The sequence below is a fragment of the Ignavibacteriales bacterium genome (genome assembly GCA_016214905.1).
Classification (GTDB): Bacteria; Bacteroidota; Ignavibacteria; order UBA10030; family SZUA-254; genus PNNN01.
In genome coordinates this window covers 1-13,749 of sequence record JACRMQ010000004.1, presented here as the reverse complement: position 1 = coordinate 13,749, position 13,749 = coordinate 1, and the positions used below count along the sequence as shown (strand labels likewise).

The following is a 13,749-nucleotide window of genomic DNA, read 5'->3' as shown; positions in this document are numbered from 1 at the left end:
TATCAATCAATTATTTGCCGCCGTCGGATGTATCTTCTTTCTCTTCCTGCATCTCTTGCAATTGTTTCATCATCTTTTCCAAGTCAGGATTAACTCCCGGATCGTCTTTATCGGGTTCGCGCATCATCTCCTGCATATTCAATCCCATCGGTATTTTTTTAAACCCGGCAGGTATATCGAATATTTTTACCGGAACCATTTTCGATTCAATTTTAATCACTTCTTGGGTTTGTGTTACTTTACCATTTTCTTTCGATATTATTTTCAATGGAAACAACTTCAACGCTTCTAATTCCGATTCCCAACCCCCGTTTTGTTTTGGATCGGTATTGCCGGCTATACTGCCGAACGATTTCATCAGATCTTGATAAATATTACCGAGCTTTGATGTACCCCAAATGTGTGTTACTTCTTTTCCATCCTCGATTATCACTTCATCGCAGACGTAACCGAGCAGTTTTTCAGTCTTCCCGGTTTTGGTTACCTTCGGTTTATTTTTACTCTCGAGATCGTTCGTTTTCTTATTATCCGCGTCGTTCAACGATATTTCTAAATAGTTTTTCTCGGCATCGTTCACAATCCAGAGCAGTTTTTTATCACCCCTAAATATGAATTTCCCTCCTCCTTCACCGCCACCAACAGATTTAATCTGTGAAGCGACGAGATCTTTTTTCATCATCATTGAATATTCCATCACCTGCGGTTTCCCATCTTCCATCACCGTTACCTTCATATCTATCGCTCCTTCAAATTGAGCAAAAGATATTTTAGTTATCCCGATCATCAAACAAGATGTGATAATAATAGATTTAATAATTCGTTGATACATAATATCACCCCGGTTATTTTGCATTAATTTCTGAATTAAAATTCGCAGCTTTATGACTGCCGTCGCAAAAAGGATTATTCTTACTATGTCCGCACCGACAAAGATAAATCGCTTTTTTCCCCGTCAAATCGAATTTCTTCCCCTTCAAGTCGTACACTTCGAATTCCCCTTCTACCTGAATGCTTCCGTGATCTTTCACTGTTATTTTTGTTGACATAATTTACTCCGTAAATAATAATAGATATCTGAAATAATAACTGAAAAGTCATGGTGAGTTAGATTATCCCGAGTTTAGTGAGGGATCGAACCATGCACTTTCATAAATTATCACGCTTCGACAAGCTCAGCGTGACTGTTGTTTACTGAATATTCGATTATACAAAACTCTTACTGGAAAATCAACCTAATCTTAATTAGGATAAAAGAACTGCTCGATTGTCTGTTTCTCAAGCGCTAAATTCATAAGTGCTTGCATATCTAAGTTCGCTTCTGCCGCTTCTATTTCATGGATATTGGACCAGATCTCAGGTTTCCTCGGTGCCAAGAACGAACAACAATCATCATACGGCTCCTTCGAAATATCATAGGTGCCGATTTTTCTTGCGATAACCATCGTCTCCTCTTTGTCATTCCCGGAGATCGGACGAAGAATAGGTAATGCAGCGGCATTATCAATATTTCGGATATTCCTTAATGTCTGTGATGCAACCTGACCAACCGCTTCACCCGTAACTAATGCTTCTGCTTTCTCTTTCGTCGCGATTGCTTCTGCAATTCGTATCATCAATCTACGATACAGTATAACACGCAACGGCATTGGGGTTTTAAGAACGATCTCGTTTTGAACTTCGGCGAATGGTACCAGATAGAGTTTCGATTTGAACTGATATTTCGTCAGAGTTTCAACAATCTGTTTTACCTGATCGATTGAGTTCTGACTTGTATAAGGCATACTGTGAAAGTGGACGAAGACTATTGTCGCACCGCGCTTCATCATCATCCAAGATGCCACGGGTGAATCGAAACCTGCCGAGATGAGTGAGACAACTTTTCCGCTTATGCTTGAGGGCAACCCGCCTGCACCCTGGACTTTTGCACGATAAACGTACGCGACCTTGTTTGCAATTTCAATGAATATAGTCTCATCCGGCTCGGTTAGGTTAGCACGGACATTGAATTTTTCACAAATCGCCGCCCCCACCCTCGCATTCATTTCCATAGAACCGATTGGGAAATTCTTATCTGCCCGCCGCGTGGTAACTCTGATGGTTTTAAATTTCTCATCCGCCAGTAATCCAATCGAGGCATTCATGATAGCATCACTATCCTGTTCCACTTTTACACCGATGCAAATATTAGAAAGACCGAAAACATATTTCAACCGTTCAATAATCAGTTGGTTGTTCGATACTTCTTGAAGTTTAATCACGAATCTGCCGTAACCACCCGTTATAGCGCTGTGCGGTACCAACTCACCAAGAACGGTACGGACATTCTTCAGTAATTGCTGTTCAAACCACTTGCGGTTGTTGCCTTTGAGAGTGATCTCATGATGATGAATTATTATTACTGGTTGCATGAAATAAAGATAGCTAATTTTTTGGAATGAAAAAAGACAAGAGTTGTTTTATTAAATTGTTTGGTGAGTTGCTTTGAGGTGCCGGAGGTTTGAGCACTCCGAATCTGTAAGAGACCGAATGCTATTATTTTAACCGCTCAATGCACTCAGGCGAATCATCCCGGCTATTATTCACTACATTTGAAACAACATACGCATCCATCTCATCTTTCGGATAAGGTTCGAGCTGTTTGGAAAGTTCATTGAATGATCTTACTTCAGGATTGAGCCATGATATTAATTTTTCCTCTTCCAAAATCACAGGCATCCTGTCATGAATCGGCTTCATTAACTCGTTCGGATTCGTAGTTATGATCCCAGCGGTTACAATTTTCTTTTCATCAATATCGATGGAACGCCACAAACCGGCAAGAGCGAATATCTCTTTATTTTTCAAAATTATTCTGTAAGGAATTTTTCGTACACCCTTCGGTAATTTTTTACCTCTAACCAAATTCTCGTATCCTTCAGGTTTTTTCCATTCATAAAATCCATCAGCCACAAATACACAGCGGTTGGTAAGTATTCTTTCTTTGAAAAATTTATTCCGCTCTATTGTGTCGTCCCGAATATTCGCTTGAGACACTGTAGAGCCATCGCTCTTTTCTCCCCACGGCGGTACAAATCCCCAGAACATATTTGTTAAAAATCTTTTTCCATCTTTCGTGACGATAACAGGAACAGATTGTCCCGGAGCCGCATTGTAACGTGGTTTGTATCCGCCAAAACCGGGCGCCAATTCGGCTTTGAATTTGTCGAGTATGATCTCAACCCGATCCGTTGTTATTGTGAATCTGCCGCACATTCTTTATGGAGGAATGGATTAATGGAGTATTATCCGCCTTCGGCGGAGGTTATTGCGTTTATTCATATTAGCAGAACGCTAACCTGTCCCGGGTTCATCTTGCCGATCAGCACACTTTTTTCGATAGTAAATGTTTTACCAGACAGTAAATCGTCGAGTGCCTTTTTTGTTGTATCAACACTCAAGTCTATATCAATTTTATCCTTCATATTCGAATTCGCTATGATCAAGAGTTGATGCTTTATCTCTATCGATTTCCTGATAAAAGCGATCAGATATTTCGATTTAGTTTCCATCCAGATAAATGACCGGGGTGAGTGGTCTGCAATCATTGCGTGATATTTTTTCCTGACCAGAGATATTTTTTGAATCCAATCGACCATTTGATTTTCATTAGCCCAGTTATAGCAATACTCGCTGAATAAAGGTAGTTGCTCGGATGGATACTTTTTTAATTCTTCTTTCTTGAAGTCGAGACCCGTATTGATGGGAACAGTCTCACCGAGTTCAAAACCGGAATGAATGAACGGAATTGCAGGTATAAAATTACTGATCGCCCACGCGTATCTGGAATATGCAACTTCTCCTTCACGCGAGGCGGCTCGGGGAGTGTTATGACTTTCAGGTGTGGCAAAAAAAGGCAATGCAAATCCTTCAGATGAAAATCTTCGAAGCATATTTTTAAATTTATCGCGGTGATGTTGATCGCTCCATTGATATCCTATTACGGCATTGTATCCTTCCTTCACACTTTGTTCTTCGACGGAAAAATTCTCATCCCAGAACGCAAAATCGGGATCGATCTCCCGCGCGCGTCTGATCATATCATGCTTCAAATCCATCGGTAAGGCATGCCCCATATCGATCATAACTCCATCGATGCCGAATGTATGTTGATAGTAAGGAATAACCGCCGCTATCTTTTCCCACAATTCTTTATTAATATTTTCTGCCGACGCCAATTTGGTATCGTACATTCGAATCGTGTTATAAGCGATGTAGTTAAAATCAGGATGATCGTACATTTTCAAATAGGTAACATCTCCCCAGGGCGGCTGTGTATCGTGGGGGGGCCAATCTGCGAAAGCGCCCGGAACTCTAACGCGTGTGCCATCATTAAGCTTGCCAATTAATCGTCCCTCTTCCATCGCAATTTTTTCCTGCCTCGGCGGATTTGTAAACATATCCCGGTAAATCTGATGCGGGGGAATTGATTCACTGTACTTTCCGCTTTCAACCGCGGAAATTATTTTTTTTAACTCTTCTTCCGTAAAGATAGGATTCCCGAATTTTGTTTCATCGTGATGATGCGGTTTTCTGTCTTTAACCTTATCTTTTATCCAATAATACCATTCCGGATGATCTCTGATCCAATCACTGTCTTTCGATGACGTACGGAAAACAAATTCCACCACCACTCTTATTCCAAAATGATGGGCGGCGTTGACGAACAGCTTGAATTCTTCTTCAACATTAAGTCCGGCATTCGGTTCGTGCAACAGTTCGTCCAATTTATAAGGATTCTTGATAGCGTAAGGCGATCCGAGATTTCCCTTATTCCCGTCAGACCCGATTGAAGTGATAGGTAGCAGATGAATTGTATTGGCTCCCAACGATTTTATATACGGAATCATCATAGTGGCTTTAAGTAAAGTGCCTGTTTCCCGCCAGCCGTCTTGATTTATGGGAAGATCTAATTTACCATTTTGGTTGTGATCGAATGCGCAGGTGGTTCTCACGAATATATTGTAAATAACAGAATCGATACTCCATTTACCGCCATGATTTTTTACCGTTGGAATATACTTTTGTGAAAGAATATAATCCAATGTGTTAAGATAAAATGTCGGCGGATTCATCTTTATCGGTTGAGGTTTTGTGAGATTCTGTTTATCCGGGATCCACAAATTAGGCACGGCATATCGGCTTCCCTTACCCTTATGCTTTAAAAAATTTTGATATAATTTCTCCCTGATATTTTTTAAATACTTCGTTTGTTCCATACGTTTATCCTTTAACACTCCCTAAAGTTAATCCCGATACCAACCATTTGCTCAGAATTATAAAAAGGAGAACTACAGGCACCATAACAATTAAAGATGCTGCGCCATACATTCCCCACTCGGTAGACATGTTCGCCTCGAACGATTTCAAACCCAACGGTAACGTCCACAATTGAGTATCCTGAAGTATCTGAGCTGCTACTATGTATTCAGACCAAGCGGACATAAATGAAAATAATCCGGTGATGACCAGAGCTGGTGAAGCCAACGGTAATATTACTTTATAAAATGCCTGAAATTGATTACACCCATCGATTCGCGCCGCTTCTTCCAAGCTGATGGGTATCGTGTCGTAGTATCCTTTCATAGTCCAGATGCAAAAAGGTAATGCCGTTGCCGAGTAAGTGATAATAATTCCTAAATAAGAATTTATCAATCCTAAATATATCAGCATTAAATACAATGGCAATAACAACATAGTAGCCGGAAACATTTGAGTTACAAGTAAACTCAACAATCCGATTTTCTTTCCGATGAAGTTGAAACGGGAGAATACATAACCCGACATCGATGCCAATGCGACACCCGTCAGTGTAACCGTTAAAGAAATAAGCGCACTGTTTCGAACCCACAACAAAAAAGGTTGATCTGTGAATAATGCAACGTAAGATTTCAATGTCGCATTTTGCGGAATTATCTCAAGCGAAGTCGATAGCAGCTTGTCTGCAGGTCGAAGCGAGATCGTAACCACCTGAAGAACCGGATAGATAGCGATCAAAGTAAAAATAACTAACACTAAGTGTGTTAGAATCCGAATAATCTTGCTCTTATATTTTGATGACTTCATATATCAGTGGTCATTTGTTCCTGTTATCTAATTTTATGCTCTCTGCCAACATCTCATAACTCATAACTTATAACTTATAATTCATATCTAAGATCGAATTAATACGCTGCTTCCGTAGCTTTTGTTTTCTTCATGAAAGATAGACTGAATATCAGTAAAATAAAGAAAATAATAATCGACAACGCCGCTGCATATCCATACCGATATAAATTAAAAGCCGCTTTATAAACGAATGAAACAAGTATATGGGTGCTATCCGATGGTTCGCCGCCGTTACTTACAAGCCAAACAATATTAAGACTGTTGAACGTCCAAACTATTCCAAGCGTAATTGCGGGAATCATGACCGGTTTAATTAATGGCAAAGTGATATTCTTTAATTTATGATACCATGTTGCACCGTCAATATCTGCCGCTTCGTATAATTCATGCGGAATACTTTGTAGCGCACCAAGAGCAACCACCATCATAAACGGAAACCCAAGCCAGATATTTGTGAGAATGCAAGCCAGAAATGCCTCGGTCGGATTTTTCAACCACTCTACTGCCGGAAGATGAAGATACTTCGTCAGAACGATATTGATTGAACCATACTCGTAATTAAACATCCCTCTCCAAGTCAGGGCGACAATGTATTGCGGTATTGCCCATGGAAGAATAAGGAGTGTGCGATATATTCCTTTACCTTTTATTTTTTGATTCAAGAGTAAGGCAAGAAATACACCAAGCACCACATGGAAGATAACATTTACAGATGTCCAGATGATTGTCTTCAGAAATACCGCATAGAAATTCGGTTCTGTTGGTTCAGTAAAAACTTTGGCATATTGCTTCATACCGATAATCTGCCAGTCTTGAATATGCCGGAGGTTCATGTTAGAGAATGAAATCACCAAATTATAAATGAACGGATAGAATACAACTCCAATCAAAACTAAAAAGGCAGGAGCAACAAAAACAAAGATAAAAATATTTTTATAAAAGCGATTCATAGTTCTTAAGAAGAGTTCTCAGTGAGCTATTCATTCATCTCAGCAATCTTTCTGAGTGCTAAACTTTGCATATCTTTTGCCGCTTGTTCCGGTGTCTTAACACCACCGAGTACAGCTTGATAACTCGGACGCATTGCATCCCATATAGCTCGGAGTTCCGGTACCACCGGCATTGGTCTGCCGCGGTCGATCTGAATCTGGGAATTTTTCAATATCTCATTATTTTTTATAAACGGATCTTCGTACAACGCTGATAAGGCCGGCATTGTATTTAAAAGTTTCGCTGTTTGCAATTGGTTTTCAGAATTTAACAAATATTTCAGAATATCTAAAATAAGGTCGATTTTTTCTTTAGGTACATTTTTATTTATCGAAAATCCTTTCGGCGATACCATTGGCGCACACCATAAACCAGTTTTCACAATCCGGGGTAACGGTGCAATCCCGATATCAATACCCGCCTTCTTGTAACCTGCCCACGACCAATCGCCGTTGATTATCATTGCGGCTTTCCCATCCTTGAACAAAGCATCCGCAATATTGTAGTCGGCTTCTTTTGGAATAATTTTGTATTTATCGCGCAATTCTTTTATGAAAATTAATCCGCCAATCACTCCGCGATTATCGAGTGTTGGCATTCCATCCTCATCCATTATCCATCCTCCGAATCCTGTCATAAACGGAATGAAGAAAAACGGTTCAGTATAATTCCAAACTAATCCATACTGATCTGTCTTGCCGTCGTCATCTTTATCAACTGTTAACTTCCTGCCGATCTCGATCATTTCCTGATCTGTTTGGGGAGGATTGGTAAGCAGTTTTTTATTATACACTAATGTCAGATGGTTGCCAAGCTTATCGGCTATTTGATACAAGTTTCCCTTATAATATGTAAGTGCTTTTGGATTGAACGAATCGAGATATGATTTCGAAAAAATATCATCCATCGGTTTTATGATGTCCATAACCTGAAATGGTCCCACTTGATCTGAAGGTCCGTGAATTAAATCGGGACCTTGTCCGGCAATTGCAGCAATAATAAATCCCGAACGCAATTCTTCCGTTTCTTTATATATTGCTTCGATCTTCACACCGGGATGAGACTGCATATATTTCTTCATCTGCTCTTCGAGTATAACTCTTTCATCAACGCGCATCTGATGCCATATGACTATCCGGTTCGGTTCATTTTTCATTGTGCATGAATTGAAAAACAAAACAATAATCAAAATGGAGTAATGGAATATCTGCAGTAAATATTTTTTCATAATATTCAGATTACCTGACAAGCAGAAGTTTCTTAGTGTCTGTAAAATTCCCGGTTTTCAGTCTATAGAAATAGACTCCGCTTGGCTGATTTGATGCATTCCATTGTACCGTATAAGTTCCCTGTTGCATTACATCGCTGACGAGCGTTTCCACTTCGCGCCCAAGGACGTCGTATACTTTTAGAATTACCAATTGAGAGTTAGCGATTGAGAATCGAAAATTAGTAACGGGATTAAATGGATTCGGATAATTTTGATATAAAGCGGATTCTTCAGGTATAACAAGCGGTTCATTTACACTCACAATCGGATTTTCGATTATTACCGAATCCGGCGTTAAGGAAACAGTGTATATCGCTGTCCCGTAAGGCGGCAATGTAACAGCAACCGAATCAAGTGCTGATCCGAGAATTGCTTCACGTGTATTAGAGTAAAGATCGTTTAAATAATACGCTTCTCCCGGCTGGATACCTGCGGAGAATTTCAAAGTATATTGAGTTGTAAGATCTATAATCGTTGTTTGAGTTGATGATTTAATATTTACAACAGTTAAACCATTTTGGTTTTGATACGGGCGTGAAAAAGCATAGACGCTGTCGTTCGTTGAAGAAACCCGTATAAAATCGGACGAATCGGATGCATTCACTGAAAAATCATGGTTGGTATCCCGTTTATGCTGTGTAAACGCAGGGAACTGCCCTCTTATATTTGCTAACTTTTGGTAATGTGGTGTTAATAATGTTTTCCCTTGAAAATCCCAATTTATAACCGATCTATTTCGGGCGAGTTTGGATCCTGTTATTCCATATCCCCATCCGACCTCCTGCCCATTCCACAACATCGGAAAACCGGGTGAGGTGAAAATTACACTCGCCACCGGCATGGTTCTCTTAAATGCAGTTGATGGATGAGCGTTATAATAAGTCGACGGGTTTGGATCGGTGTAAAATATTCTATCTTCGTCTTGAGATTCCATGAATCGCATATATAACGCATTTTCGCCGGGGTAAAATCCAGAGTTATAAATTTCGTTGTGCAGATTTGTTATTGCAGTTGGACTAAACCCAAAATTCACAATTGCATTCCTGTATAATTTAAAATCATAAGAAGCATCAACCCCACCTCGCACATCAATAAATGCATAATCGGCATAAATGGTTTCGGTACCGGATCCTGTTCCATCATCTTCCGCGAGTAATAAGATATCAGGTTTGATATGCTTCAACGCCTTGCGCACAGGTTGTCCCATGTAGCGTTCGGTGTACCTTCGATGCGGTCCCCAATAAACATCGAAGCGGTAACCATCGAGACCGAATTCCTTGATCCAATATTTATAAACGTTAATCATCTCGGCTCGTGCGTCATCATCCAACCAGTTATAATTAAGAAGCTGATCGCTGAAGCCGCAATAATAATTGAAATTGTCCGCATCTAAACAATCACCCAAACCATTTGGATTGGCGGTAATTTTATTGTGCTCGTACCAATTCCAGTAAATAGAATTTTGTTTGTATGTATGAGCATCGAGCGACCATGGATGAAACCGGCTTGTATGATTCGGAGTAACGTCAAGTATGACTTTGATGCCAAGATCATGGGCATTGTTTACAAAATCTTTCATGTCCTGGTTTGTACCATATTCAGGAGCGACATTATAAAAGTCTATGATATTGTATCCCGGACCGACACCGTTATCTATCGGATAAGCATTTTTCATTACGGGCATCAGCCAGATGACATTGAATCCCAAGTCTTTTATATATTGAAGCCGCAATCTCGCGGCGTTCAAAGTCCCCGTTGATGTGAATGATTTTGGAAAAAGAAAATAGACTCTTGCTTCTTGCGCCCATCGCGGATTACTCGTGTATCCGGGGAAAGTGAATGTTCCGTTTTTCTCCAGAATAAAATAATTTCTTGTCGTGTCTTTATTCCCCTGAGGGTCTGATGACACGAGTTGAAAATGATACTCGCCCGGAATTATTGGTTTTGGACCGATGATTAATTCTTGGTTTGAATTGTTTACTCCCGATATCGATTGTGGATTTGTAATATCTTCTATCCAATGAAAATTTAAAAGATCAGTCTGGCCGGTATCCGGGTCTGTGCTCGCTGAAGCAGATAAATTAATATTACTTCCGGAAAGATAAAGAGTAATTACCGCATTGGGTGCATGGTTCATTTTTCGTGTAAACGAAACCGGAGATGAAGTTTTTATATAACCTGACGAATCAGCATAAGCTATGAAAGAATTCAGACCCTCAATGAGGGGTGCGGAATAACTGAATGATTTATTCGATGCCGATACGATGAACGAATCTGTGTGGTTCCGGACAATCCACAGAGATGATACGGAACTATCATCAATAACACCGTTTAACTGCCAGTTTGATTTCCACGTTTCGAATGGAAATTGATTTAACAACTGGACAAATCCACCGCGTGAAGAGAATTGAACAGTATCGGCATTCATACCTGCATTTAATATCACCGTATGATTACCATTCAAAAGAGGTTCCGGCGGGGTGAATACGAACTGGTTTGTGATAAAATTATAACTGCTTCCGATTCCGGAAAAAAGAGTGCCGTCGATTTGTAAACTTATAGTTGAAGTATCAAGAACAGTTCCAACCTTTGGTAATATGTAAGCTGAAATTGTTGGAAGGGATGTATTTACTATTGGATTCCGTTGGTTAGGAAGAAAATGATAAATTGTTGGATCTTTAACATATAAAATCGAATTTTGATCTGCAGTGGGATAAATATGATGATTCAAAGGATCGTTGGGCCAAATAGTGGTCTTGGTATAGAATTTATATTGATATGTTCCAATTGCGAGCCGGGCTGTACGAATCCAGAGATCGCCTCCTGATTTTGTCATGGGCCACGCGCTATTATTCCAGCTATTAAAAGTTCCAGGAACAGTGGGGATAGTATCTTTTGCAAAATTATATCGAAATACTACATCAACACTATCAGCCGCTTGAGAGTATATGGTGCAAAAGAGGACAAGTATCAAAATCTTCATCTTCATTGTTTTTATTTAATCCTTTTTTCCCAATAATATAAGACTCGATTTAGCCTGGATATCAAAAAGTTTATCATTTCCGTTATCAATCCTTAAGGTAGTATCATCATATAGATTCAACCACTCGTTAATCCCTTCGGGTAATATTGAATAGTTAATCTCATTTTTATCCTTACTCATATTCAATATAACGACCGCGACAGAATTTTCATATTCACGCACGAATGCCGCGATATTTTTTAAAGTATCTGCCATAATAAAACGGACTGTTCCGCGACTGAAGATTTTATGTTCCGTTCTTATTTTTATATGGGTTTGATACCAATTAAGCAGATTGAAATTCCAGGTAGAATTGTCCCATCTCATCGTCTTTCTGCAATCGGGATCTTTGCCACCGGATGTTCCGATCTCATCACCGTAATATATCATCGGCGCACCTAAATACATCAATTGCGCGACTATCGCGAGTTTTAATTTCGCCGTATCATTCTCGCATAACATAAGAAAACGTTCGGTATCATGGCTGCCGATAAGATTCTGAAGGGCGTAACTGACTTCTCTGGGATATTCTTGATTGACAGTTGTAAGTATCGAATCAAATTGAAACGCGTTTCGATTTTCAAGAGCGATAAAACCTACACAAGCACCGCGAAACCTATAATTCATGACCGCGTCAAATTGATCTCCTTTTAACCATGGAGATGCATCATCCCAAATCTCGCCGATTATGAGCGCGTCGGGATTTTCTTCTTTAACAATTTTTCTCCATTCAATCCAAAAGTCGTGCGACATTTCATTTGGTACATCCAACCTCCATCCATCAAGTCCCAATTTCATCCAATAACGCGTTGCTTCAAAAAGATATTTTCTAACATCGGGATTATCTGCCATTAATTTCGGCAATTCCCCCATTCCCCACCATGCTTCGTAATTCGGTTTTTCAGGTGGAAGTTTGATAGGAAAGTCGTGGACATTGTACCATTTTAGATATTCAGAATTCTTTTCATTCTTTATAATATCTTTAAATGCAAAAAATTCTGTGCCGGTATGATTGAACACCCCATCGATAATCACTCGGATCCCCCGCTTATGCGATTCATCGATTAGCGTTTTAAATGTTTTCTCGTCTCCGAAGTGCGGATCTATTTTGAAATAATCTATTGTATGATATTTATGATTGGTATTCGATTCAAATATTGGATTCAGGTAAAGTGCATTAATACCTAAATCTTTTAAATAATCAAGGTGATCGATAATTCCCTGAATATCTCCGCCGAAATAATTATTCCCTTTGGGTATCCCATCCCATTTCTCAATGTTTGGTGGATCGTTTGTCGAATCACCGTTGGCAAACCGTTCGGGAAAGATTTGATAATAGATTGCTTCTTTTGCCCAATCGGGGACGAAATCACTCCTGGTCTCTCGTTGAGCAGAACACGAAGTGAATAGAAGCAAAATAAAAAGACAAAGGGATATTATTTTCATAATTAATTTGAAAAATAAAAAAGGCGCCGCCATGCAATTCGATGCCGGCGGACGCCTTCATAACATATCTTTTTATTACTTAACTAATATCATCTTTTTTGTGCTTACGAAATCACCGGCGGTAATTTTGTAGAAATACATACCGCTTGAGAAACCGTTTGCATCAAATGTAGCTGTGAATGTACCGGCATTTTGCTTCTCACTTACAAGAGTCGCAACTTCAACACCGAGTACATTATAAACCTTCAACGTAACGAACGATTCTTTTAGAATTGCATAAGTGATCGTTGTTATCGGGTTAAATGGATTCGGATAATTTTGTTGAAGTTCATACTTTGTTGGCATAATAGCGATTTCTTTCACACCAACCGGATCCGTTATTGTTGATACTTTCATAGTACCGAATGTATCTACAACAGTGGCAGATGATAGATATTTAGTCATCTGTAGAGTATGGTTAACGGCAAATCCTGCTTCGTTATCATTTATACCATCGTTGTTTGCAAGATCGCCCCAGTTGATACCGTATTTATATAATACATTCAATGGAGTATATGGTGCGAATGTTATTACTCCTGAGAATATCTTATCCCCAGAGGTCGCATCGCCATTTGTTCCATCGTCATATAACTTTATCACACGGTTGCTGTCTGCATCGGGCCAGCTGCCACCTGGCCATTGCAACGGCAACGCACTTCCGGCTACATGAACTGTGTTTACAACCGGGAATAGAGTTCCATTTACCGATCGGGCTCCGTTTGTGTTCACCGTTAATGTGATTGCACATGATTGATTTATTACGTTATCCAATGTTCCATCATTGAACGCGGCGCTGAATGATGCCGCTAACGCATCTATATCACCCTGTGTGAATGTA

11 protein-coding genes are annotated in these 13,749 nt (G+C 39.7%); all 11 read right to left on the bottom strand.

Annotated elements, in window-relative coordinates:
- Positions 1 to 10: 10 nt before the first annotated feature.
- Positions 11 to 829, bottom strand: coding sequence for a DUF4412 domain-containing protein (locus HZB59_01795; protein ID MBI5020147.1), 819 nt, complete (start codon positions 827 to 829; stop codon positions 11 to 13).
- A 13-nt stretch (positions 830 to 842) separates the two neighbouring features.
- Positions 843 to 1,049, bottom strand: a complete 207-nt coding sequence (locus tag HZB59_01790; GenBank protein ID MBI5020146.1) for a CDGSH iron-sulfur domain-containing protein — start codon at positions 1,047 to 1,049, stop codon at positions 843 to 845.
- A 189-nt stretch (positions 1,050 to 1,238) separates the two neighbouring features.
- On the bottom strand, positions 1,239 to 2,408 hold the full coding sequence (gene thiI, locus HZB59_01785) for a tRNA 4-thiouridine(8) synthase ThiI (GenBank protein MBI5020145.1): 1,170 nt from the start codon (positions 2,406 to 2,408) through the stop codon (positions 1,239 to 1,241).
- 124 nt (positions 2,409 to 2,532) lie between these two features.
- Entirely contained in the window at positions 2,533 to 3,252 is a 720-nt protein-coding gene (locus tag HZB59_01780) for an SOS response-associated peptidase (GenBank protein ID MBI5020144.1), read from the bottom strand.
- Between the two features lie 62 nt (positions 3,253 to 3,314).
- Positions 3,315 to 5,255 carry an alpha-amylase gene (locus tag HZB59_01775; protein ID MBI5020143.1) on the bottom strand — a complete coding sequence of 647 codons (1,941 nt, stop codon included), beginning with the start codon at positions 5,253 to 5,255 and terminating at the stop codon, positions 3,315 to 3,317.
- Positions 5,256 to 5,259: 4 nt separating this feature from the next.
- Positions 5,260 to 6,102, bottom strand: coding sequence for a sugar ABC transporter permease (locus HZB59_01770; protein ID MBI5020142.1), 843 nt, complete (start codon positions 6,100 to 6,102; stop codon positions 5,260 to 5,262).
- A 98-nt stretch (positions 6,103 to 6,200) separates the two neighbouring features.
- Positions 6,201 to 7,094, bottom strand: a complete 894-nt coding sequence (locus tag HZB59_01765; GenBank protein MBI5020141.1) for a sugar ABC transporter permease — start codon at positions 7,092 to 7,094, stop codon at positions 6,201 to 6,203.
- Positions 7,095 to 7,120: 26 nt separating this feature from the next.
- On the bottom strand, positions 7,121 to 8,362 hold the full coding sequence (locus HZB59_01760; protein ID MBI5020140.1) for an extracellular solute-binding protein: 1,242 nt from the start codon (positions 8,360 to 8,362) through the stop codon (positions 7,121 to 7,123).
- Between the two features lie 10 nt (positions 8,363 to 8,372).
- A complete protein-coding gene (locus HZB59_01755) occupies positions 8,373 to 11,393 on the bottom strand; it encodes a T9SS type A sorting domain-containing protein (protein MBI5020139.1) in 3,021 nt (1,006 codons plus the stop codon).
- 9 nt (positions 11,394 to 11,402) lie between these two features.
- Positions 11,403 to 12,872, bottom strand: a complete 1,470-nt coding sequence (locus HZB59_01750; GenBank protein MBI5020138.1) for a glycoside hydrolase family 13 protein — start codon at positions 12,870 to 12,872, stop codon at positions 11,403 to 11,405.
- A 75-nt stretch (positions 12,873 to 12,947) separates the two neighbouring features.
- A partial coding sequence (locus HZB59_01745; protein ID MBI5020137.1) for a T9SS type A sorting domain-containing protein occupies positions 12,948 to 13,749 on the bottom strand: 802 nt, incomplete at its 5' end.